Annotated in this window: 23 protein-coding genes; 9 read left to right on the plus strand and 14 right to left on the minus strand. The window is 54.1% G+C overall.

Features of this window, described 5'->3' with window-relative positions; all coding sequences use genetic code 11:
* Position 1: 1 nt before the first annotated feature.
* The 3 genes from RB297_RS19245 to RB297_RS19255 all read right to left on the minus strand — a co-directional run bounded on the left by RB297_RS19245 (position 2) and on the right by RB297_RS19255 (position 2256).
* On the minus strand, positions 2-1399 hold the full coding sequence (locus RB297_RS19245) for a DUF4179 domain-containing protein (RefSeq protein ID WP_375121162.1): 1398 nt from the start codon (positions 1397-1399) through the stop codon (positions 2-4).
* Positions 1392-1922: a sigma-70 family RNA polymerase sigma factor gene (locus RB297_RS19250; protein ID WP_012818824.1), complete on the minus strand. Its 531-nt coding sequence runs from the start codon at positions 1920-1922 to the stop codon at positions 1392-1394. Before RB297_RS19250 ends, RB297_RS19245 begins: the two co-directional genes overlap by 8 nt.
* Before the next feature lie 142 nt (positions 1923-2064).
* Entirely contained in the window at positions 2065-2256 is a 192-nt protein-coding gene (locus RB297_RS19255) for a hypothetical protein (protein ID WP_375121163.1), read from the minus strand.
* 228 nt (positions 2257-2484) lie between these two features.
* Here RB297_RS19255 and RB297_RS19260 point away from each other — a divergent pair, with 228 nt between their 5' ends.
* From RB297_RS19260 to RB297_RS19270, 3 genes are all read left to right on the plus strand, one after another.
* On the plus strand, positions 2485-3204 hold the full coding sequence (locus RB297_RS19260) for an MBL fold metallo-hydrolase (protein ID WP_375121164.1): 720 nt from the start codon (positions 2485-2487) through the stop codon (positions 3202-3204).
* The gene (locus tag RB297_RS19265) at positions 3201-3776 is read left to right on the plus strand and encodes a TetR/AcrR family transcriptional regulator (RefSeq protein ID WP_375121165.1); all 576 of its coding nucleotides are present in this window, start codon (positions 3201-3203) and stop codon (positions 3774-3776) included. Before RB297_RS19260 ends, RB297_RS19265 begins: the two co-directional genes overlap by 4 nt.
* Positions 3777-3885: 109 nt before the next feature.
* A complete protein-coding gene (locus tag RB297_RS19270) occupies positions 3886-4377 on the plus strand; it encodes a cytochrome c biogenesis protein CcdC (RefSeq protein WP_009595968.1) in 492 nt (163 codons plus the stop codon).
* A 170-nt stretch (positions 4378-4547) separates the two neighbouring features.
* On the opposite strand, the gene RB297_RS19275 is transcribed toward RB297_RS19270, so the two are convergent.
* On the minus strand, positions 4548-5561 hold the full coding sequence (locus RB297_RS19275; RefSeq protein ID WP_096774647.1) for an NADP-dependent oxidoreductase: 1014 nt from the start codon (positions 5559-5561) through the stop codon (positions 4548-4550).
* Positions 5562-5657: 96 nt separating this feature from the next.
* On the minus strand, positions 5658-5918 hold the full coding sequence (locus tag RB297_RS19280; protein ID WP_375121166.1) for a metal-sensitive transcriptional regulator: 261 nt from the start codon (positions 5916-5918) through the stop codon (positions 5658-5660).
* A gap of 344 nt (positions 5919-6262) precedes the next feature.
* Here RB297_RS19280 and RB297_RS19285 point away from each other — a divergent pair, with 344 nt between their 5' ends.
* The gene (locus RB297_RS19285) at positions 6263-8011 is read left to right on the plus strand and encodes an alpha-glycosidase (protein ID WP_192569846.1); all 1749 of its coding nucleotides are present in this window, start codon (positions 6263-6265) and stop codon (positions 8009-8011) included.
* Positions 8012-8077: 66 nt separating this feature from the next.
* On the opposite strand, the gene RB297_RS19290 is transcribed toward RB297_RS19285, so the two are convergent.
* The 3 genes from RB297_RS19290 to RB297_RS19300 form a co-directional block, all read right to left on the minus strand.
* The gene (locus RB297_RS19290) at positions 8078-8953 is read right to left on the minus strand and encodes a UbiA-like polyprenyltransferase (RefSeq protein ID WP_375121167.1); all 876 of its coding nucleotides are present in this window, start codon (positions 8951-8953) and stop codon (positions 8078-8080) included.
* 19 nt (positions 8954-8972) lie between these two features.
* Complete coding sequence (locus tag RB297_RS19295; RefSeq protein WP_375121168.1) at positions 8973-10271, minus strand: aspartate aminotransferase family protein; 1299 nt, start codon at positions 10269-10271, stop codon at positions 8973-8975.
* A 109-nt stretch (positions 10272-10380) separates the two neighbouring features.
* The gene (locus tag RB297_RS19300; protein ID WP_375121169.1) at positions 10381-12360 is read right to left on the minus strand and encodes a peptidase U32 family protein; all 1980 of its coding nucleotides are present in this window, start codon (positions 12358-12360) and stop codon (positions 10381-10383) included.
* Between the two features lie 221 nt (positions 12361-12581).
* Here RB297_RS19300 and RB297_RS19305 point away from each other — a divergent pair, with 221 nt between their 5' ends.
* Together RB297_RS19305 and RB297_RS19310 are read left to right on the plus strand one after the other, a co-directional pair.
* Positions 12582-13331: an alpha/beta fold hydrolase gene (locus RB297_RS19305; protein ID WP_213580118.1), complete on the plus strand. Its 750-nt coding sequence runs from the start codon at positions 12582-12584 to the stop codon at positions 13329-13331.
* A gap of 6 nt (positions 13332-13337) precedes the next feature.
* Positions 13338-13922 carry a TetR/AcrR family transcriptional regulator gene (locus RB297_RS19310; RefSeq protein WP_192569851.1) on the plus strand — a complete coding sequence of 195 codons (585 nt, stop codon included), beginning with the start codon at positions 13338-13340 and terminating at the stop codon, positions 13920-13922.
* Positions 13923-14016: 94 nt separating this feature from the next.
* Here RB297_RS19310 and RB297_RS19315 read toward each other — a convergent pair whose 3' ends face one another.
* Positions 14017-14937, minus strand: a complete 921-nt coding sequence (locus RB297_RS19315; protein WP_375121170.1) for a YhfM domain-containing protein — start codon at positions 14935-14937, stop codon at positions 14017-14019.
* A gap of 291 nt (positions 14938-15228) precedes the next feature.
* Between RB297_RS19315 and RB297_RS19320 the strand changes: the two genes are divergently transcribed.
* The 3 genes from RB297_RS19320 (at position 15229) to RB297_RS19330 (ending at position 18283) form a co-directional block, all read left to right on the plus strand.
* Positions 15229-16176 carry an AraC family transcriptional regulator gene (locus RB297_RS19320; RefSeq protein WP_375121171.1) on the plus strand — a complete coding sequence of 316 codons (948 nt, stop codon included), beginning with the start codon at positions 15229-15231 and terminating at the stop codon, positions 16174-16176.
* A gap of 150 nt (positions 16177-16326) precedes the next feature.
* The gene (locus RB297_RS19325) at positions 16327-17409 is read left to right on the plus strand and encodes a Gfo/Idh/MocA family protein (protein ID WP_009591335.1); all 1083 of its coding nucleotides are present in this window, start codon (positions 16327-16329) and stop codon (positions 17407-17409) included.
* 34 nt (positions 17410-17443) lie between these two features.
* Positions 17444-18283, plus strand: coding sequence for a Gfo/Idh/MocA family protein (locus RB297_RS19330; protein ID WP_375121172.1), 840 nt, complete (start codon positions 17444-17446; stop codon positions 18281-18283).
* 122 nt (positions 18284-18405) lie between these two features.
* On the opposite strand, the gene RB297_RS19335 is transcribed toward RB297_RS19330, so the two are convergent.
* The 5 genes from RB297_RS19335 to RB297_RS19355 all read right to left on the minus strand — a co-directional run bounded on the left by RB297_RS19335 (position 18406) and on the right by RB297_RS19355 (position 23351).
* Positions 18406-19140 carry an ABC transporter permease gene (locus RB297_RS19335; RefSeq protein ID WP_375121173.1) on the minus strand — a complete coding sequence of 245 codons (735 nt, stop codon included), beginning with the start codon at positions 19138-19140 and terminating at the stop codon, positions 18406-18408.
* Position 19141: 1 nt separating this feature from the next.
* Positions 19142-19858: an ABC transporter permease gene (locus tag RB297_RS19340; RefSeq protein ID WP_213580114.1), complete on the minus strand. Its 717-nt coding sequence runs from the start codon at positions 19856-19858 to the stop codon at positions 19142-19144.
* A complete protein-coding gene (locus tag RB297_RS19345) occupies positions 19855-20775 on the minus strand; it encodes an ABC transporter ATP-binding protein (protein ID WP_375121402.1) in 921 nt (306 codons plus the stop codon). Before RB297_RS19345 ends, RB297_RS19340 begins: the two co-directional genes overlap by 4 nt.
* A 516-nt stretch (positions 20776-21291) precedes the next feature.
* Positions 21292-22680: a sensor histidine kinase gene (locus tag RB297_RS19350; protein WP_375121174.1), complete on the minus strand. Its 1389-nt coding sequence runs from the start codon at positions 22678-22680 to the stop codon at positions 21292-21294.
* The gene (locus tag RB297_RS19355) at positions 22677-23351 is read right to left on the minus strand and encodes a response regulator transcription factor (RefSeq protein ID WP_012818807.1); all 675 of its coding nucleotides are present in this window, start codon (positions 23349-23351) and stop codon (positions 22677-22679) included. The genes RB297_RS19350 and RB297_RS19355 overlap by 4 nt, the downstream gene beginning before the upstream one ends.
* Between the last annotated feature and the right edge of the window lie 75 nt (positions 23352-23426).

Raw genomic sequence — 23426 nt, forward strand, 5'->3', positions numbered from 1 at the left:
CTCATCGAATCGGCACCTCGAATGCCTGCTCCATGACGCCAGGGTAGCTGCTTAACGTAAACGTGAGCGGCTGCGGGTAATCCCCGGGTTTAAGGTGGATATACTGCGTGATGAGGCTTTCCCCGGTATCCGAAGAGGATCGGGACGAGGAACTGAGTCCACCTGCGTCCTCGTTGATCGTATGCTTGTTCCCTTCCCCGTCCACGAACTCCGGCTCAATCGATACGCTGCCCATATGCCGGTCAGCCCGCTCCTCGTATTCCAATGTCAGCGTATGCCCCGTGTACGCTCCGAACCGAAGATCGCCGTCCGGTGCACGAAGAATCTCCTTCTTATCCGTATCGACTACAAGTTTCATCTCGGAGGGGTCCACCGCTTGGAATCCGCTCGCTTTCAGCGTGATTGATTCCGGATTCTCCAATATATTGCTGTCGAAGAAGTATGTCATGTCCCCTCCTCCCGCACCAGGCAAAAATGCGGAATCGCTGTTCAATCGGATCTGCTCGCCGTTCACCACGGTTTCCAAATACACGTCCCATAAACCGGATACCTTCATCGTATTGGTCGAAGGGATGTTCGCTTTCAAGACGATGCCGGCAGGGGATAACACGGCTTCCTTCAAATAGAACCTTTGACTCTCAATCTGCAGCATTTTGTTGAGCGGAATCGTGCGGGTAAACTTTTGGACGGTCTCGATATCAACGGATACGTCGATATCGAGAACCTGCTCGCCCTCTGCCGAGGATTGATGCACCGTATTCGTTGTATAAGGGGCGATGCTAAAAGATAACGTCATTTCTTCGGGCACGAATTGGTTCTCGCCCATATGAATATCCGATCGGGAACGGAATGTTTGGCCGGGCTTAATCTGGGTTCCACCCGACGACCCGATGCTGTATGGCAGCGACTGGCTGGAGCCCTTACGCTTCATCTCGACCCGCTTTAGGTCCGCATGATACTCCGCATCGTTTTGGATCGTATAAAACACCTCCATCTGCTGGGAGCCGACAAGTATCCCGTTCAGCGTTATCGTATAATCCCCCCGGGTCACCGATTGATTCACCGGCTGGATCATGCCGTGTTGGTTAGCCGTATTCAGCGTAATATCTTCTCCGAGATCAAACCCGGTCAATGGCGGGTACGGCCCTTGCGCCGCCATTTGCTCCTTCGGCTCCACGATGCCTCCATCTCCGCCCCATACCACGAACAGCAGTGCGGCAGCTACAGTGGCGATCACAGAAGAAAAGGCAGCCATTCGCTTCCGGCTCCGCTGCATGCCCCGTCCTCTCCGCATTCCGCTTCGAACAGCCGCTTCCAATGCTTCATCGGACACAACCGCCGTGTAGATCTCCGCATCCCTATTCATCTCGTTCAGCATCCGCTCTTCCTTCTCATACATGGAATACGGCACCTCCTGGCTCGATTTTTTGCCGAAGCAGCTTTAATCCTTGATGCAGCCGGGTTTTGACCGTTCCCTCCGGTACATCGAGAATATGCGCGATATCGCTGATCGTCATGTCCTGGTAATATTTCAAGATCAGCACATGGCGATATTTGGGCTTCATGCGGCTCAGCGCGCGCTCCAGATCCAGCTTGCTGTCGCTGACCATCTCCGCAGCCGTCTCCCGGCTGCGCACTTCTTCTACGGGAAGCATGCGCTTTTTCCGTTTCTGTTCATCCACGCAGCAGTTAATCAATATCCGAATGAGCCAAGGGACGAACGCCTCCGGATGCTTCAGCTTCCGGCATTTCATCCACGCCCGGCATACCGTCTCCTGCAATGCCTCCAAAGCGTCGCTCTCGTTATGCAGATAACTGTACGCAATTCCGTATAGGCGCCTCCGATGCTCCGTGACGAGTGCATAGAACGCTTCCTCGTCTCCCCTGCATGCCGCAGCCGCCAGCTCTTTAGTTTCCAACATCCGATATACCTTCCCCTCGTTCGACCTGCCTCGCTGTTTACTTCACTCTATATAAAGACTGCTAAGCCAATCAAACGGTTTTTTTATTTTTATGCACAAAAAAAGCCCGCCCGGGCAAGGCAGACTTGTATGTCAGTCCCAATTAACTTCGTCTTCTGCATCCTTTAAAGAAATAATGGTATCCCAGATAACCGATGCCGCATAACAGCAGCATCAGAGCGGAGATCCAGATGACAGGAAGCAGATATGGCGTGTGCTGGCTGGCTACGTATAACAGAACTGCGGAGAAGGCATACATGACCATCAGAAGTACGATGCGTTTGAACATATCCATATCGTCCGCCCCTCATCCTTCATCTAAACAACCTACATTTTTTTCCGTATATCTATCTTTATGGTAACGCAAACCGACGAAAATTGCACTCAAAATTTGGTAAATATATAAAAATTTTAGTGGTTCAAAGGCTCTATTCATGAAAATGTTAAAATCAGGCTTGCTAAAACTAATATCATTAGTTATTATACTAATAACATTAGTTTTAAGCGAAAGGGGTTCGGCTTTATGTTAAAAACGACGATTGAACAGGTGACTCAAATTTCTTTTCTTCCTCGCCTTTTTCCGATCAACGTTTACCTAGTAGAAGAAAGCGATGGGGTTACCCTCATCGATGCGGGGATGTCATTTTCCCAAAAGGGAATCCTGCAGGCTGCGGCCGATATCGGAAAACCCATTAAACGGATCGTGTTGACCCATGCCCACGGCGACCATGTCGGTGCGCTCGACGGGTTAAAGAAGGAGCTTCCGAATGCCTCGGTCTGCATCTCGCGGCGCGATGCGCTGCTGCTGAAAGGAAATGCCGAGCTCCAGCCCGGAGAGCCGCAAACGCCGATACGCGGGGATATCCCGAAGAACATGACCACCGTTCCGGACGTTCTTCTGGAGGACGGGGACTCCATTGGTTCCCTCAAGGCCATCTCGACTCCAGGCCACACGCCGGGGCATATGGCGTTTCTCGATGAGCGCAGCGGCATCCTGATCGCCGGCGATGCTTGGCAGACGCGTGGCGGATTGGCCGTATCGGGCGTCATGAAACCATGGTTTCCGTTCCCTGCCATGGCCACCTGGAGCAAGGAGCAGGCCTTGGAAAGCGCCGGAATGCTTACCGCGCTCAAGCCCGCCGTTCTGGCTGTCGGCCATGGACGGATGCTGAGAAATCCGGCGGGTGCCATGCAGCAGGCCGTTGCGGAAGCCGAATCAACGTTGAGGAGGAATGCACGATGAGTCCAAGACCCGGCATCGATCGGCTTCAACTGCTTCAAACCGCTGCCGAATTAGCGGATCGGGAGGGACTTCACGCGGTGACCCTGGCTGCGCTTGCAGCCAAGCTGGGGGTTCGCTCCCCTTCCCTGTATAACCACGTAGACGGGCTTTCCGGTCTGCATGCCGCCCTGATGCGGCATGGCCTCCAGACGCTCCATGACGAACTGCTGAAGGCTGTCGCCGGCCGGTCGGGCGAAGATGCCCTGCGCCTTGTATGCCTTACTTATGTCGACTTTGCTCGAACACACCCCGGATTGTACGAAGCCGCCTTGCAGCCGGTCCGTCCCGAAGAGCAGGAGACGCAGCGAGTAGGGAATCAGATTGTCGAGCTGCTGCTTCAAATCCTGGCCCCTTACCAGCTCAGCGAGGCGGAAGCGTTGCATGCCGTACGGACCCTTCGCAGCCTATGCCACGGCTTCTCTTCCCTGGAACGCGCGGGCCAATTCGCCATGGATCTGAGTGTTGACGACAGCCTGGATTTCATGATCCGGAGTTTCGTCACCGGGCTCCATCTTCAAGACGGACGGCGCTAGAAGGGCCGTACCTCCTGCGCCTGCCTGATTTTGCCTGGCATCAGAATGTGCTATAATCATAAGGCAGCACATTGTGATGTCATTTTATTTATGGAAAGAGGTCTGAATTGTGGTTAATTTCGATTCCCCAATTCTTCAGATAGGCTCTACGATCGCGATGCTGGTTATGGCGCTGGCCGTTATTTTCATTCGAATGAAGGCGAGCAACCGTCCCGTAACCGTCAAGAAGATTATCATCCCTCCCGTAGCGATGAGCACCGGATTCCTGATGTTCGTTGAGCCGCAGGTACGCATCCCCTTATGGTGGGCGGGAATCGCCTTTTTGGTAGGCTGGTTCATCTTCTCGTACCCACTGATCCGCAGCACCAAATTCGAGAAGGTCGACGGTCAGATCTTCATGCAGAGATCGAAAAGCTTCGTGTACATTCTGCTTGGCCTGCTGGCCGTCAGGCTCCTGCTCCATGGATATATTGAACAGCATATTTCCATCCCGCAGACCGCGGCGCTGTTCTTCATGCTGGCTTACGGCATGATTGTCCATTGGCGCATTTCGATGTACCGCCAGTATCAGCAGTTCATGACGCCGGAGGCGGCGATATAGCGGACATGTTCCAACGTAAACCAGTCATGAAACTTAGTTAAGCGCAAAAAGAAGAGTGCCGAAAATCACGCCATCCGGGAGGCAATTGCCCTTCCGGCCGCAAAGCTCCCTCCGAGGAGACTTGCGAAGTCGTGAAATCGACACTCTTTTATTTTTTGTATGTCAAAGGATCAGCTTTGTTCTTCGCTTACCTTCACCAGCTGTTTCCCGAGATTTTCTCCGGAGAACAGCCCCAGAAACGCCTCAATCGTCTTGTCGAAGCCGTCGACGATATTCTCGGTGTACTGAATCTTGCCATCCCTTAGCCATTCGGCCAGCTCCTGCAGCGCCTCATTGTACCTGCTGGCGTAATCGCCGACCAGAAAGCCCTTCATCAGTGCCGTATTGGTCAGCAGCAGGCTCTGGATTCTTGGGCCCGTATCCGGCTTCTCCAGGTTATAGAGCGCGATTTGGCCGCAAATCGGGATCCGCGCATTTTTGTTGATCAGGCGCAGAACCGCATCCGACACCTCGCCGCCGACATTGTCAAAATAGACGTCAACCCCGCCCGGACAAGCTTCCGCCAAAGCCGAAGCCACATCTTCGGTCCGGTAATTGATCGCAACGTCAAAGCCGAGCTTCCCGGTCAGGTATCCGGTCTTTTCGTCAGAACCGGCAATACCGACCACCCGGGCTCCCTTGATCTTGGCAATCTGCCCGACAATCATGCCAACGGCGCCAGCGGCGCCCGATACAACCACCGTCTCCCCTTCCTTCGGCTGACCGATATCCAGGAGTCCGAAATAAGCCGTCAAACCGGTCATCCCCAACACGCCCAGCGCGGTCGAGACGGGTGCCAGATCCGGGTTGACCTTGCGCAGCGTCCCGGTGCGTACGGCGGCAAAGCGCTGCCAGCCCCAGGTGCCTGCAACAAAATCGCCCTCCCGATAGGTCGGATCCGTCGATTCCATGACCTGCCCTACTGCGCCTCCGGCGATAACCTGCCCTACCTCATATGGCTTGGCATAACTCTTGGCATCGCTCATTCTGCCCCTCATATACGGGTCCACCGATAAATACACGGTCCGTACAAGGACTTCTCCGGCTTGAGGTACGGGCAAAGGCTGCTCCTCAAACGTAAAATCCGACTCCTCCGGCATGCCTTGCGGCCGCTTGGCTAGTAAAATTCGTTCATTCACGGACATCTGAGTACCCTCCTTTTAGTAAAGCCGTCATCTTATCTTTACCCATTTTGTCCGTTTACCAATTTCCTAGCCTTTGCCGCGCCCGTCCTTCATCCCCTACCTGCTCTTTACGAGCAAATTAACGGCATCCTGCACAAGCTTCTCCGTATCCTCGCTGTTCGCTTCGGCCTTGCGCACGCAGTCCACCAGATTGGAGCTTACGACAACGCCAATAGTCCGGTCGATTGCCGTACGCGAAGCGGATAATTGCGTGATGACCTCCCTGCAGTCCTTGTTTTCCTCCATCATCTTCAAAATGCCGCGAAGCTGTCCTTCAATCCGCTTGATCCGGTTTTTCATCTGATCGTCGTATTGCATATATGTTGTCCTCCTCATTGCGTATCTGCTTGTCAGGCTTGCCCTTATCCCTTTATTATACAACAAACGCCGGCTCTTTCCTCTTGACTGCCCCTCCCGGCAAGATCTCGCTAAAGAACCTGGTCGTTCCGGCTTCGATGCAGCATAGAGATCAGCCACTTGTACTTAGGGCTTGAATACGCTTAGAACGCGTGGTATATTTTTAATCAGCTAATGAATTCATAAGCAACCCGATTCAAACCTCATAATCTAAAGGCAATGTTATCTTACAAAGGTACAACCTCGGCTATTCATAGTCCTGGCTGTGCCTTTTTTTAATTTCACTATTTAAGGAGGAATCATCGATGTTTCTGGAAGCCATCTATCACCGCCCGCGCAAAAACTGGTCCTACGCTTATAACGGCACGACCATCCATCTCAGAATCCGCACCAAAAAGGACGACCTTACCGAAGTGTATGCCCTTGCAGGCGACAAGTACCTGTGGGATCAAACGATGGAATACATTCCGATGACCAAGCTGTCCTCGGATGAAATGTTCGACTATTGGGAGTGTGAGGCAACTCCTCCATACCGCCGCTTGAAATACGGCTTCCTGCTGCAGCAGGGCGACGAGAAGCGCTGGATGACCGAATATGATTTCCTGACGGAGCCGCCGGCCAATCCGGACCGCCTGTTCGAGTACCCGTTCATCAATCCGGATGACGTTTTTCATCCGCCGGCATGGGTCAAAGACGCGATTTTCTATCAAATCTTCCCGGAACGCTTCGCGAACGGGGACACGAGCAATGACCCGGAAGGCGCCTTGCCTTGGGGCAGTGCCGAACCGACGCCGAAGAACTTCTTCGGCGGTGACCTGCAAGGGGTTATCGACCATCTCGACCATTTAAGCGAGCTCGGCGTCAATGCGATTTATTTCACGCCGCTGTTCACGGCAACGACAAACCATAAATACGATACCGAAGACTATATGGAAATCGATCCGCAGTTCGGCGACAAGGACACGCTGAAGAAACTCGTCGATCTGTGCCACGCGCGCGGAATCCGCGTTCTGCTGGATGCGGTCTTCAATCATTCCGGCAGAACGTTTGCCCCGTTCGTCGACGTGCAGAAGAACGGTTTGAACTCCAAATACAAGGATTGGTTCTACGTCCGCTCCTTGCCGCTGGAAGTGGTGGACGGCATTCCGACCTACGATACGTTTGCGTTCGAGCCGCTGATGCCGAAGCTGAATACGGAGAATCCGGAAGTCCGGGCTTATCTGCTCAAGGCTGCGGAGTACTGGATCAAGGAAACGGGCATCGACGGCTGGCGCCTGGATGTAGCCAACGAGGTGGGACACAGCTTCTGGCGCGAATTCCGCCAAGTCGTAAAAAAAGCCAACCCGGATGCTTACATCCTTGGCGAAGTGTGGCATGAATCCTCCATCTGGCTGGAAGGCGACCAGTTCGACGCCGTCATGAACTACCCGTTCACGAATGCCGTACTGGATTTCTTCATCAACCGTACCGCCGATGCCGAGAAGTTCTCGTTCATGCTCGGCAAGCAGCTTGCCGGCTATCCAAGACAGGCCAGCGAAGTGATGTTCAACCTGCTGGACAGCCATGACACCGCAAGACTGTTAACGCAGGCGAACGGCGACAAACGCCTGATGAAGCTGGCCGCCATGTTCCAGTTCACGTACTTCGGCACGCCTTGCATCTATTACGGCGACGAAATCGGCATGGACGGCGGGCACGATCCGGGCTGCCGCAAATGCATGGAGTGGGACGAGTCGAAACACGACAAAGACCTCTTCCATTTCTACCAAACGCTCATTAAGCTCCGCAAAGAGCATTCCGCTCTCCGCACGGGAACCTTCAAATTTTTGAAGGCCGAGAAGAACGGGGGCAAAATCGCTTACCTGCGCGAGGACGACAATGAAACGATCCTCATTGCCGTCAACAACGACAAGGCGGGCAACACGATGACCCTCCCTGTGCTGGACCGCCAGTGGACGAACCTGTGGAACGGCGAAGGCCTCAGCGCGAAGCAAGGCCAGCTGACCGTGAAGCTGCCTGCTTACGGCTTTACGATCTTGAAAGCCGGGCAATAAACACGAAACTCCCTTTGAATGCCATCGAGCCCGAGTATGCGGGCCGGCAGTCGAAGGGAGTCTTTTTTATCCGAGCAAAAACTGATCCGCCAAAGTAAACAGCAGAATCGTCAGACTAATCACCTGATTCAGATTGTAGGAGGCAAGCTGCATCCGCCTGCGGCTGGAAGGCTTGATCATGCGATGCTCCACGGCCAGCAGCAGCACCGAGATGGCAATTCCCGTCAAGTAGAGCCAGCCCAAACCTTGGATAAAGTAAAGGGAAAGCAGCAGCATGACCATAATCCCGTGCAGCATTCTGGAAATGAGCAGTCCGCCTTCGAATCCAAACGCGCGGGGAATGCTCCATAAGCCGGTGCTGCGATCGAATTCGATATCCTGCGTGGCGTAGATGATATCAAATCCCGCAATCCACAGCATCACGACCGTGCCGATGATAAACGGAATGAAGGCCAACTCCCCCGTTACGGCAAACCATGCCCCGATCGGAGCCGAAGCGATCGTAAAGCCCAGGTACAGATGGCACAGCCAGGTGAAGCGCTTGGTGTACGAGTACGTGCAGATCAGCACAATCGCTGCCGGTGATAGCACCAAGCAGAGCGGATTCAGCATGCCGGCCGCGAGAATAAAGACGGCAAAGTTAACGACCACAAATACGTACACCTCGCGAGGCAGCAGAAGCTTTCTTGGCATATGGCGGTCCGCCGTTCTCGGGTTGGCCGCGTCGAACTTCAAATCGACGACGCGATTGAAGGCATTGGCCCCGTTGCGGGCGGCCACCAGCGCAATCAACGACCACAGCACGACATGCCATGACGGCACGCCGCCGGCGGCCCAGACCATGGATATGATCGCAAAGGGCAGCGAGAACAGCGTGTGGGAGAACATCACCAGTTCTCCGAACATTTTGGTCTTATGAACGACTTTATACATCATCTGCATCCGGATCAACCTCATTCGTTTATGTTTGGGATAACCCTGCCAGCACCTTATCCAAGGCACGGAGCATCGCTTCGATCTCTTCCTCCGGGATGATCATGGCGGGCTGAAAGGCCAGCACGTTTCGGCCCACCCCGTTTTTACCGATAATAAAGCCTTCATCCTTCATGCGCTCCAGAATAATATCCGTCCATGCTGCGCTCTCCTCGTCGGTCGCACCCCGGATTTCGGCTCCGGCCATAAACCCTTTGCCTCGGACATCGGCGATAAGCCCGTATCGGCCCTGCAGCTCCCTCAAGCCTTCGATCAGCCGACCGCCAACGTGCCGGGAACGATCAACCAGGCCCTGCTGCTCGATGTAATCCAATACGGCAAGCGCCGTGGCCGATGATACCGGATTGCCGCCAAAGGTAGAAGCCGAAGGCCGATTCAGACTGGCAGCGATCTCATCCGTCGTGCAGAACGCGCCGATCGGCACGCCATTGCCCAAGGCCTTCGCCATGGTGAGAATATCGGGCACGATGCCGTAATGCTCGATCGCGAACATGCGTCCCGTGCGGCCGCAGCCTGTCTGGATTTCGTCGGCAATCAGGAGTATGCCGTGCTCTTCCAGCATCGCCTTCAGCTCGCGGAAATACCAATCCGGTGGCGCGATCATTCCCCCGTTGCCTTGGATCGGCTCTACGATCATGGCAGCAAAGCTGTCTCCCTTTGCAGCGAGCACGCTCGCCAAGGCATCCAGGGAGCGGCGGGCAGCGGCATCCTGATCCATGCCAGGATCATATGGTCGCGGAATAAACGCAGCCACGTCTTCATCCAGGAAATCGTCGGCACGCCACATCGGAATGCCGGTCACGTTCATGGTCAGGAAGGTGCGCCCATGAAGGCCGTATTCCAGCGCCAGGAAGCTGCGGCGTTTCGTGTGCAGACGCGCGGCGAGCAGCGCGCCTTCATTCGCCTCGGAGCCGCTGTTCACAAAGAACGTTCGCTTTAAGTTGCCGGGCAGAACGCCGTTCGCCAACCGCTCCGCCAGGTCCACCATCGGCTGGGTAAGGTAAATGGTTGACGTATGCTGCAGCGTCTGCAGCTGTTCGATCGTTCTCGCCGTAATGGCTTCATTGCAGTGGCCGCAGGCAACGACCGACACGCCCGTGAAGAAGTCGACATAAGCTTTGCCGTCATGGCCGTAAAGCGTATGCATCTTGCCGCCGACGATCTGGGGCGGTTCGCTGTAGAAATGCGCCGTGCAAGGATAGCCGTACCGCCGGCGCTTGGCAGCGACGGCTTCCGGACCGATATGCGTATGGCCTTCATGTTTCATGGAGGCTCCCCCTCTTTCGATTATTTCCGTTTTTCCATGTTCCGTGATAGAGACTGAGGAAAACGGTGCCTCGCATCGGATCATCTTCCTGCCCCCTCTCTAAGAGATCTCATGCTTCCGTCAGCTCCAGTTCCAGGGAATGGCCGAATTGGAGCGAACCGAGCGTGAACCCGGCGTATACCGGTGCCATGCTCTGATACAGCCTGCCGCATGAATCCAGGTTCAGCGAAGCTTGACGATATAACCGCACCAGGCTGCGAAGCCGCTCGGTCGTATACGTTTTTCCTTCGATGCGGAAATGATGGACGCCGGCTTCATACAGCTCCTTCAGGATCGGCATGTAGCACAGCTCCTTCGCCAGCGCCAAGTGGTTGCGCCCTGCGGCGTCCCGGTATACGGGATTCTCCCCTTTATCCGTAAGCAGCACGAGATGACGGTTATCCACGAAACGGTTGTCCTCTTCCGCTATGGGCTCGAACTCTGCGGCATTGGCGTATAAATCATGCTCCAGATACATGACGATTGGCGAGCCGTGAACGATGATCTCAAGGGGAATTTCCGGATGACGCAGCAATTTCGTCAAATCATGGAGCTGAAGCTCTAGGGACGGATTGATTCGGGATATGCCAAAATGGTCCTGATAAAACGAAGCCGCCATATGGTTGTAGATGTTCAGGCTGAAATCGGCGATCAGCGGCAGCCCGATGGTTTGAAACTTGTGCATGGCACCGATGTTGGTCGCAAGCAGGCCGTCCAGACCGTAATGGTTAAACTCCTTGCCTGCGCTGAGAAACTGATGGTACTGCTCCATCTGAAGCTCATTCATCATGCGGGGCATGCCAAGGACAATCTCCGCGTCCCCTTTATCCGCCGTCAAGGCTTCGATGTCTTTGCGGCTAAACGGACGATCCGGCTGGAATACGTCCCCCGTCAGGTAAATGACGCCTGCTCCTTCTTCTAATGCCGCACGGGCCTGCTCTACCGTGTTGACATGCACCGTAATTTGCGGAATCGACGTGCCCGGCCGTTCCCGCTTCGCATGGCGAAGCGATTCCTTCACCTGAAGCACCCGTTCCTCCTTCGTCTCGCGTTCGGCGGTAGGCGTACTGAACACCTTCCCCGTACTGTAAAACTTGCCTGTTCCCTCATAGCGGCGATTAATGAAGCCCAGTCCCGGCTTGCCGAAGGCATAAGCCGTCGTGAAATCGCGCTTGCGATTTTTATGCAGCGTGTCCGCCCCCGCCTCGCGGTTGTAGCCCAGCGGATCCGCAATATAACGATCGATGGCGTCTCCGTACGAATTCACGACCATCAGCAAAAACTCGGTGTCTCTCATGCGTCCTTCAATTTTGAAGCTGGTGATGCCGGACTTGATCAGCTCAGGAATGCTCTCGTACATGTACATATCCTTCGCCGCGAGCGGATACTCGGTCGGATAGAGATAGCCGTCCTTCTTCACCCGGTAATCCCAGCGGCAAGGCTTCATGCAGCGCCCGCGGTTGGAGCTGTTGCCGAACAGCATCGAGCTGTACAGGCAGTTGGCCCCGTGAACCGTGCACATGTCGCCGTGCACAAAATACTCGAACTCCATCCCGCTCCTGGCCTGCAGCACCTCTGCCGTTTTCAGGTCCATTTCGCGGGAAGCCACGATGCGGGAAACGCCCAATGCTTTGAGCGCTTCGATCATTTCCAGGTTGTGCACGTTCATCATGACCGAGGAGTGAACCGGAATATTCGTGTAATTCATCTCTTGGATCAGGGGAAACACGGCCAGGTCCTGCGCGATAATGGCATCCGGGCCGATCTCGTTCAGAAAGGCGAAGTAGCGCTTCGCTTCCTCCAAGTCCTCTTCATTCATCAGGTTGTTCACTGTAATGTAGGCACGTTTCCCGCGGTCATGCGCCAATTGGACGGCCTCGCCGACCTCCTCATAACTTAAGTTGTATCCCTTGCGCATCATACGCATGTTCAGCGATGGCCCCCCGAAATATACGGCATCGCAGTTTGCGTCAATGACGGTCTTGAATATCTCGAATGTTCCGGCTGGAGCCAATAGTTCCACTTCTTTACCGTTAAAATAACGAGCCACAGTCCGTTCCCCCTACTCCCAAAAATATATTTTTTTCGATTGTAACATAATTCACAAATAAGATTAGTGAATTATTTCACAGCGATATTCACAATAGGATCCCAGCTTTGAAAGGCAAATCAAGATACGAGTCGATTTTCTATTGACCAAACGTTCATTCAATAATAAAATAATGTTCATCAAGCGCTTCACATCATTGAAAATCGAATGGAGGTATTCTATTGGATCTGCACTATGAAGTTCATGGAAACGGTAAGCCGATCGTCCTTGTTCACAGCGGTGGAGCCGATCTGCGGGACTGGAGTTATCTTGTCCCTCTTTTAGCGGAGCATTTTTGCGTCATTGCCTTTGACGGTCGCGGTGCCGGACGCTCTCCCTCTCCCGCTCAGCCGCCGAATTATGTTGAAGATTTGTTATCTCTTCTTGATCATCTGGATATTCCGCAAGCTGCGATTGTCGGTCATTCTATGGGCGGCCGGATTGCCACGGAGTTCGCGATCCATTATCCTGAAAGGGTATCGGAACTGATTGTCATAGCGCCCGCCCTGTCCGGTTTTCCTTATTCTGAGGAAATGCAAACCTACATGCTCGGGGTAAGCGCCGCTGCCCCTGATATCGAGAAAATGATCGAGCTGTGCATTGAGCCGCCTTCTTATGAAATTACAAGGAACCGCGCCGAGCGGGAGCTGATGGTCCAAATGCTTCGCCACCATTTCGAGCGGACGTTTACCTGGTCCACCTTTGACTCGGTTTGGCCGGAGCCGCCGGCGATGGATCGATTACAGGATATCTCGGCCAGAACGCTGTTCATCATAGGAGATCATGAACTGACCGATAACCAGCAGGTAGGAGAACAATTTCGAAGGGTTCCAGGCATTCGATTTGCCACCATCGCGGGAGCGGATCACATGGTCACGCTAACGCATCCGGAGGAGTTATCCCTTCATATCACCCCATTCGTAAAGGAATGAAGATTTATGCCACGCTCACCCATCGAGAACGAACGCATACGCCAGATGGCAAAAGAGAAGATTTTGGAAACTGCCATGGATTTGTTTATCCATCAGGGGTACCATGCCACTTCCATTAGCGATGTAGCCAAGAAAGCCGGCACATCCAAAGGGCTGCTCTATAATTATTTTTCAGGCAAGGAAGGACTTCTTGCCGCTATGGTCGAGGAGCGAATCGCAAGCGTTGCCGAAGTTATGGAGAATTCCGCTTCACTCCAAGCACCAGCGGATCAGCTGAAATATATTTTGGAGCAAGCCATCGACAACGTCTATCAGCAGCCGGAGGTATTCCGTTTTTACTTGCATCTTCAAACACAGCCCGAAGCGGATCAAGAGCTGTTTCCCTACAGCAAGCGTCTTGTGGAAGAGGCTGCACGGCAATTTGAGATTCAATGCCGCATATTCGAAAGTCTCGGAGTACCCGAGCCGCGCAAGCGCTCCTTGTACTTTTCTTCTACCCTTCAGGGCATCATGCTGATGATATCCACCTATCCCCTGCACTTCCCCATTGAAGAAGTGAAGGAGCAGATGCTGAAGGAGTTTTGCCCGTAACGCCAAAAGAGCCGAGGTTTCCTGTATCTTTAGGATACCTCGGCTCTTTGCTGCACGAAACGATTATTATGGCACACGAAAGGGATGCTGATCTTTATCTATTATGAATTGCCTCTTCTACAGGAAACAGCATGTGGAAAGTATCGCTCTCTTGGTCACGCCCCTCACCGCACCCGTTCAGTCGGTATTCGATTCCCTGTTCCGTCTGCTCCGCTACCAGCTCCTTGCAGAATTCGACGGATTTTACCGGCTTCCCCAGCGGGTCATGCGTAGTATCGAGCCGATGCCGGATGAACTCGCCTTGGTAACCATGCTCCAAATCATGAAAAATGGGGCTGCCCTCTATTGTATACAGCGTCAGCTGTACAGAAGCTGGGTGCTTCTCCTCCACTTGCTTCACGAATTGATCCCATGCCTCCCGGTTGGCAATCAACCCATCTAAACTAGCCTCCCGGTTGGCAATCAACCCATCTAAACTAAATACAACATCCCCATTCTTCTTGGCCTGCTCAGGCGTATATCGCAATTGATCGATCAATTCCGTGAGCTGGGCTGTCAACTGCTCGGTCAACGTATATCCTGTGCCGGTATCCGTTATATAGGTAAACATTCCACGTTTACTGTCGGGTTCTAGCCATAGATGAATGGATGTGCTCTCCCCGTCAAGGTGAATCACCGCATCATAATCCGGTTCTCTTACATCCATGATTCCCTGCATCCTCACCGCTGTCCGGATGGCTTCATCGAACACCTCAACGTCCTTCACGCTATCCAGCGTTCCGAAAATACCCGAACTGACTTTACCGAACCCCTGACCGCGGTGGATCGTTACATAATCTTGGAGTTGGCTATCCTCCTCCATTCCTGAAGTTATGGCTCGTTCCCCTGTTTCGGAAGACCTCTTCACATCCCCATCCTTACCGAGACCGCAGCCTGTCAGCAGCATCGTCAAAACCATCACCCATAGCAAGACCGTTCCCCTATTCGCCAGCTTATATTCCCTCATGATCCCCATCGCAACATCACCTCTACCATTCAGACGTATGACAATGCCCATTTGTTACCAGAAGATGGTCGCCTTTTCTTCATCTTGTATCTCATGGCATTAAACGCGGCTGCTTGATCATCGGTAAATCATGCGGAGCGAATCCTGCGGACCCTGATCATGATTGGACTTCCTCATGACATCGATCACGTCCCCGCCCCCATGAATTACAGTAACTTTTTCGATTTTTCTCTTCCTTCATGTCCTTAATCAGTTATGCTATGAATAACAGGATCGAAACGTACGAGGAGGAAAGAAACGATGGCTATTCACTGGCTGGAACCGGATATCGCCGAATGCACCCGAAGAGGAATCGCCTACTTTACGTCGGAGCTGGAGATGGCGAATGGCCTGCCCTGCAAAATGTACCGCATTACCGAGAAGTTCGGGAGTTTATCCGATCATATGCATGACTATCTTCAAATCTGGTATGTCAGCAAAGGCGAATTCATCCATACGCTCTATGGCCAAAAATACCGGATGGTCCAGGGCAATATATTCGTGCTCCCTCCTTACAGCGTCCATCGCGTGGAGATGGTCCCCGGGAAAGAACTGGAGGTGCTCGGGTGCGAATTCATGCCGGCCTTCATTAACGAACGATTGGAGGGGATGCCGGACGAGCCGCAGCTGTTCGACCTTTCCTTCATCAAGCCTTTTGTCACGACCGAAGACCGCGTCCCGCTCAAAATCACCTTGACCGGCGGCAGTGACCTAGTCGTTAAGGAACTCCTGACCGAAATGCTGAACGAGTTCGGAGGCCGGGGCCCCTTCTTCGATATTCTGCTGAAGGCCAATCTGCTGAAGCTGCTGGCGATCGTGAACCGCGAGCATGCCGAGCAAAGCAAGCATATATCGGTAACCGCGGGCAGCCCCCCGTATCGGGAGCCCATATTGGAATCCGTTCAATATATCCACGACCACTTCGATCAGCCCCTGTGGCTGGAGGATCTCTGCGCGCGGACGATGATGTCCCGGACGAGCTTTTGCCGACGTTTCAAGGAAGTGACAGGCTGGACCTTCAGCCAGTACTTGGCCAACTATCGGATACGAATGGCAATGCGGCTGCTGACGGAGCCCGAGCTGACGGTAACCGACGTGTGCTTCAAGGTCGGGTTTAACGAGCTTCCCTACTTCTGCCGCATTTTCAAAAAATACACGGGAACGACCCCCGCTTATTATAAAAAGAACGCTTTTAAAACCGTGGACTAGCGCCTCGGTACGATAATCCAATAAATAAACACGATAGTGAAATCGAAGCGATCGCGCACATGCTATACTCGGGGCAAGCAATAACGAAGAATCAAGCGACAGGCTCATGTCATCACTGCATCATCAATCCACGATTTTGGAGGAGAACCGATGAACAAAATTACAATTGCCGTGATTGGCTGCGGCACGATTGCGAACAGTGCCCATATCCCCGCCTACATGGCCAACGAAGATGCCGAGATCAAATATTTCTGCGATATCTTGAAGGACCGGGCCGATGCCGCCGTCGCCAAATACGAATGCGGCCAAGCCATCGAAGATTACAACCAGATCCTGAACGACCCTGAGGTCGACGCGGTATCGATCTGTACGCCGAATGACGTTCATGCTTCCATCGCCATCGATTGCTTGCGGGCAGGAAAGCATGTATTATGCGAAAAACCGGCAGCCCGCACCTACGCGGAAGCGCTGGAGATGCAGAAGGTTCAGCACGAAACGGGCAAAACGCTCAATATCGGGGTGGTCAACCGTTACAATGAAAGCGTAAACAGAATCAGAAAAATGATCCAAAACGGCGATCTTGGCGAGCTGTATCACGTTTATGCCAGCTTCCGTTCCCACCGCTCGATCCCGGGTCTCGGCGGCGCCTTCACGACCAAAGCCATTGCCGGCGGCGGCGCGCTGATCGATTGGGGCGTTCACTTCCTCGATGTCGTGATGTACTGTACGGGCGATCCGAAGCCGAAGACCGTCTCCGGTCAGGCTTATTGCAAGCTGGGCAAAGACATGGAGAATTACACCTTCCTCAAAATGTGGGCAGGTCCGCCGAAATATGACGGCACGTATGACGTCGACGATTTTGTCACGGCCCTCGTCCGCACGGAAGGCCCGACCATTTCCCTGAACGGCGCATGGGCGCAAAATATCGGCGCCGAAGAAATGTTCATCGACTTCCTCGGCGACAAAGGCGGCATCCGGCTGAAATACGGCGCGGACTTCACCTTCTACACCACGGAGGACGGCGCATTGATCGAAACCACGCCGAAATTCAATCTCGGCAGCATGTTCCAGAATGAGATCGACGGATTCATCCGCTGCATTCAAACCGGGGAGAAACAGCCTTCGCATATCGATACGGTCATCCTCTCCTCCCAGATCATCCAGGCGATTTACGACTCGTCCGACCAAGGCGCGGAGGTTTCGCTGCAGCCCGTTGCCCAGAACAGCCTATAACCTATAGTTCGAACGCCAGGGAGGCCCTTTTATCATGAAAAAAATCGGATTCATCGACCTGCATTTGGACCAGTTCCACGCGAACAAATATCCCGGGTGGATTGAGCAGGCATCGGAACATGCCATGAAAGTCATGTACGCCTACGGCAAGAGAGACAAAGAGAACGGGCTCACGAACGCTGCCTGGAGCAAGGAGTTTGGAATTGAGCTGCTGCCCACGATCGAAGAGGTGGTGGAGCGCAGCGATTACCTGATCGTGCTGTCCCCGGATAATCCGGAATTCCATGAGGAGCTGTCCCAGCTGCCGCTGCAATCCGGCAAGCCGACCTATATCGATAAGACGTTCGCGCCTGACCGCGAAACGGCCATCCGCCTGTTCGATCTGGCAACAAAGCACGGAACGCCGATGTATTCGACGTCCGCCCTGCGTTTTGCCAGCGAATACACGGAGCTGGACCGAAGCGACATCCAAACGATCAGCAGCTGGGGGCCGGGCGCCTTCGCCAATTATTCGATTCATCAGATCGAGCCGATCGTCAGCCTGATGGGGACCAGCCCGAAGCGGGTGATGTATATCGGAACGCCTGACTCCCCTGCCCTGCTGATCGATTTTGGCGATGGACGTCAAGCCACCGTGAATCATCTTGGGGATAATTGTCCTTTTACCTTGGGGATAAAGAATGGCGACGGGGGCTTCAAGCAGGTCACCGCGAATTCGAATTTCTTCGCCTTGTTCATCGAGAATCTGGTGAATTTCTTCGAAACGGGCGAGCCTGCCGTCAACCCGGCAGAAACGGTCGCCGTCATCACGATTATCGAGTATGGATTGAAGGCGGCTGACACCCCTTATGTGTGGGTGGATTTGCCTCAATAGCAAAACCAAGGGTTCGTTACACATAGAAATATATAAAAAGAGCTGCTCCAACAGGCCGTAAGGGCCTGAGGGCAGCTCTTTTTCATAAAACCAAGCCAGCTTTGAAATCCAATTCTGAAGAGTTATACTTCTTTCCGCTGAAAATAGACGAAGCCCGCGAGAAAGAATAGTAGAAACCCTCCCGCCACGACGGTCATGAGGCTTTCGAACGGCAGGTTGAATGCACCGAAATCGGCTTGACCCGCGGGCATCATCGCCAGAAACGGCTGCGTCCACGGATAGTAAGGGGCATACGTCTGCGAGTTGGCTACCAGCATGTTCGGTATGGTGAAAACGACGTTCAATGCCAGCGGAGCGGCAAAGCTGCTCCAGGCCGTTGAGACTCCAAGCTGCAGCGCGGCAAGCGGCAAGCAGGCAACCCAACCGCCAAGCAGGCAGCGCAGCAGCATTTCCCACGGAATCGGAGCAGCCACCTTGTGGATCAAACCGGCTCCCAGCACGGCGCCCATGAACAGTAACTGGACGACGGCCAGCAGTATGGCTACCACCGAGAATTTCGCAAAATAGACGGCGCCGCGTGAAACCGGCAGGACGAGCAGCTGTTTCCATCCCCCGCCCGAATGCTCATACCGGCATACCATGGCACTGAATATCCCCGTCAGAATCGGGAGCAGCAGCATGGCATGCAGAATGATCATAATGCTGATCAGATATTCCCATGGCGCCAGCTCCTCAGGCTTTCCGTTTAATATGCCTAGCAGCATGACCAGGACCGCGCACAGGAAGATTTGCGGCCACAGCTTCGATTTCGACAGCTTAAGCCACTCTGCGGATACCGCTCTTAGATAGGATGCCATCTTAGTCCACATCCTTTCGGTTAAAATGAATCAGGCCAGCGCATGCGATCACCGCGCCCAGCAGCAAACCCGCTCCGATGACGCGGGCTTCTCCCGGCCCCATGTAAGCCAGCAGCGGCCATTTTAGCGGCATCCAATCAGGAAACTGCAGGGCGAACATCGACACGACCGAGGCGGTAATCCCGATTCCGACCGCGATCCCCTGGTTCTTAAGCGTCAAAGACATCCACAGCTGAAAGGCCAGCATGGGAAGCGCCGCGAATAACTGCACAAAGCCAATGCGCAGCAGATCGACATACGGCATTTGATCTGCCCCCATCCCCAGTATGATGCCGAGTACGGCGGTGCTGATCGACAGAAGGAAACAGGATACGCAGAGAATCAGGAAGGCCTGCACGAACTTGGCACTGAATACCGCCGTTCTGGATATAGGCAGTGCCAGCAGCTGCTTCCACGAGCTCAGCTGATGCTCCACGTTGGCCATCAGCGAGCAGACCAGCGTGATCCCGAGGAACAGGGCAATCGGCACAAAGAAGAGCACGTTCTCCAGCAGCCCGCCCCAAGGATCCGCCGCGTAGGATTTCATCAGGTAATCGTATCGAAGTCCGAAGTTCAGCCCTTGCATCGCTGCCAGCCCGACGGGACCGAGCGCAGCGAGAAACCAGATGCCCTTGCCCCGGATCTTCAGCCAATCGGCGGAAAGCGCACGGAACATCATACCCGGCTTCCCTCCCCTACGATCTGCATGAAGATATCCTCCAGCGACCTCCGCTGCTCTTCCACCCGGTATACCGCATGCTGGTTCTCCACCAGGCGCTTCACGAGCAGCGCGATTTTGGCATCCTGCATGCTCTCCAGCTCCAGCATCTGGTTCCGCAGGACGCCTTCGCAGCCTAAGTCTAGGGCTAGTCCAAGCGCTGCCTCTGGCTCGGATACCGATAAGCGGAAACCGCTGGACGCCGTGGATACCAGATTGTCGATCGTATCCTGGAACACCATCCTTCCTTCGCGGATAATGCCGACTTTGTCCGCCATCAGCTCGACCTCGCCCAGCAGGTGACTGGATACCAGCACGGTAATGCCGTATTGGCGCGGCATATTCTTGATCAGCTCCCGGATTTCATGGATGCCGGACGGATCCAGGCCGTTGGTCGGCTCATCCAGAATGAGCAGCTCCGGATTGTTCAGCAGGGCGGCCGCGATGCCAAGACGCTGCTTCATCCCAAGCGAGTATCCCTTAACCGGGCGCTTGGCCTCCTTCGTCAAGGAGACGATCTCCAGCACTTCCGCGATGCGGGATTTCGGGCCGCCGGTAATCCGGCGGATCGCTTCCAGATTCTCTACGGCCGTCAAGTGGCCGTAATACGATGGGTACTCCACGAGCGATCCGGTCCGGCGCAAAATGTCCATTTTTTCGCTCTTTAAATCCTTGCCGAACAAATGAATCGCGCCACGCGTCGGTTGAATGAGTCCAAGCAGCATGCGGATGGTCGTTGTTTTCCCGGCGCCGTTCGGTCCAAGGAAGCCATAAATGTCGCCGCGTGCGATCTCCAGGTTCAAATCCACGACCGCTGCGCGCTTTTTGTATATTTTATATAAGCCTTTTGTTTGAATGACGAGTTCCGTCACGTTCATCACCTCAGGTATACATCCTACATGTCCAAGGTTAAATGCCGGTCGGCCCCAAGTTTAAATTTTCTTTAAAAAAGCGGGCAGCCTATCCAACGTTTTAACAAGTGTCCGTATATGATATAATTAATTTGCCGAAACGCTTATGGCGTCCGTACAGGGGGGCTACCTGACGCTGATGATGGCATGCCGATCACTTTTCTCTCTCATCGATCGATTCACCGTTACGATTGGAGCGTGGTTAACCATGAATATGCATGTTTTCGTTCGCCTTGATTTCAGAATGGATCTCTCTTTGAGTCTAGCAGCTGTAGCCTGCCTTGCTTATGAACCCAGTTCACTGACGAGCTCGTGAAACTCGAGCGAAAAGCAATGGTACGAAGACGCCTTATAGGGCGTCTTTTTCTGTTATTGGCAGCAAAAAAAAGAGGAACCGATAATCGTGCCGGCTCCTCTTTTTATCTATTCAACCAAGGCCTCAGCACCCCTGATGGAATGCTTGATAGCCCAGCGCTTGATTGCTCAACGCTTCCAGATGCGGATCCTCGTTCCCTCCTCCGAGCTTTCCACATGGCTTTCCAGCCCCATCTCCCTAGTCAAGTGGTCCACGATGGCCAGGCCGATGCCCGTGCCTTTGTTGCCGGAATCGCTTTCGATCCCCGGCCCATGGTCCGAAATGACGAGGACGCCCTCAAGTCCTTCCCTCTCCTCGGTATGAATGCCGATGTACTGCCCGGATCGGGCGTGGCGAGCGACATTTTGGAACAGATTATCGAGGAGCCTCCGGAACCACAGCACGTCTACGTTCCAGTGGAGCGGCTCGTCTCGCACCTGGATGTCAGGCTCGATTCCCGCCTTCTCCCATACCGGATACCAGGCTGCGGCGCTTTCCTTGACGATTCGCAGCACGTCTGCAGATTCCATGTTCAGCTGCACTCTGCCGCTGGTCAGCAAGTTGTAGGACAGCAGATTGTCGATCAGGCCGCCCAAATCGGCGATTTTCGATTCAATGAGTGACAGCGATTCTTTCCCCTTCGGGCTCAGCGGCTCCCTTTCCATGGAGAAAATATGGCTTCGAACCACCGTCAGCGGGGTTCTGAGATCATGGGACAGATTGGCGATCAGGGATTTGCGCAGCTCTTCTTCCTCGCGCTGGCGGCGCTGCCCCTCTTCCAACTGGATGACCATATCGTTATAGCCCTCTTCCAGCTGTCCAATCTCGTCATACTTGGTTAACGTAACCGGCTGCGGTATGCCCGTCGTCGCATGGGACGACGTCATGGCCGAACGAAGCCGCAGCAGCCGCTTGCGTATACGCACGAAGAACAGCCAGGAGACCAGAATGAACAGGCCGGACATCGACGCCGTGAACAGCCCGTACAGCGCCGTCTCACTCGCAATGGGCTGCTGGACATTAAGGTATTTTCTCGGCAGCTGCATGACCATGAAGCCTTCTCCCGATCCCTCTCCCCCGATAAAAGCCACGGAGGTGAACGGGTCGCTATCCAGGGAGTTTTTCATAAATTGCACGGTATAGGGCGCGCTCCATACCTCGGGCAGGTTAGGCTGCACCGGCAGCTGCAGCCTGGTCTTATTGCCGCCATCCACCCAGAACATGGAGATCTCCGGATACTCCTGCCGTATCGAATTCAGCTTCTGCTCAATGGCCTCCGGCGAAGCTCCGCTTAATCCGGCTGCTTCCTCGTGCCACATTCTCTCTAACGCGGCACCGCTGGTATATTTCCCGGCCGGGGCCGGCGGCCGATCCGAGAAGGTATCGTTCACGAACCAGTAAAAAATCGACGCTAACGGAAACATGATCGGCATGAAAATCATGGCCATCAAAATCAGCAGCAAATACCGGTTGGTCAGCGAATTGCGGAACCTTCCCTTCTTCCTTTTCCATCTCATGCTCTCACCCGGTAGCCAAGCCCGCGAACGGTCTCAATAATCTCCGGGTTGGCGGGGTCCCGCTCGAGCTTCTCCCGGAGATACCGGATGTGGACCATCAGCGTCTTGTCCCCTTCGATATATGATTCTCCCCAGACCGACTCGTATATTTGCTCCTTGGTCATGACACGCCCCTGGTGCTGGAGCAGATACATAAAGATTTGATGCTGTTTGCCGGTCAGCAGCGTCTCCTCGCCGGTATCCTCGTTCACGATCCGATTCTCGTCTTCATATACCGATAAGTGCTTCACTCGGATGGGCTCCGCGGATTTCACGACAGACCGTCGCAGAAGCACCTCGAGACGGGCAGCCAGCTCGTCCGGGTGAAAAGGTTTTGTCAGGTAATCGTCGGCGAACTCAAGCCCCTGCAGCTTATCGTCAATGGAGGTTCGCGCCGACAGCATCAGGATGGGCAGTCCGGGATAGGCCTTTTTGAGACGCTGCCCGACCGTAAAGCCGTCCAGCCCCGGAAGCATGACGTCCAGAACAACGACCGCGCACGGAGCCGCTTCCTGTACGGCCTGTTCTCCGCTCAGCAGCCACCGCACCTCGTATCCCTTGTCCCTGAGAAATTCGCTGACCCATCCGCCGATCTCCCGGTCATCCTCAATATATAGAATGCATGCGCTCATGGTAAATCTTCCTTTCCGTACGAACATTCGTATCTCCCCATGAGGGGTTATTCTATAGCCTTTAAGTCAAAAAAA

Origin of the sequence: Paenibacillus sp. CR_12 (assembly GCF_041953985.1) — a bacterium.
GTDB lineage: Bacteria > Bacillota > Bacilli > Paenibacillales > Paenibacillaceae > Paenibacillus_AQ > Paenibacillus_AQ lautus_A.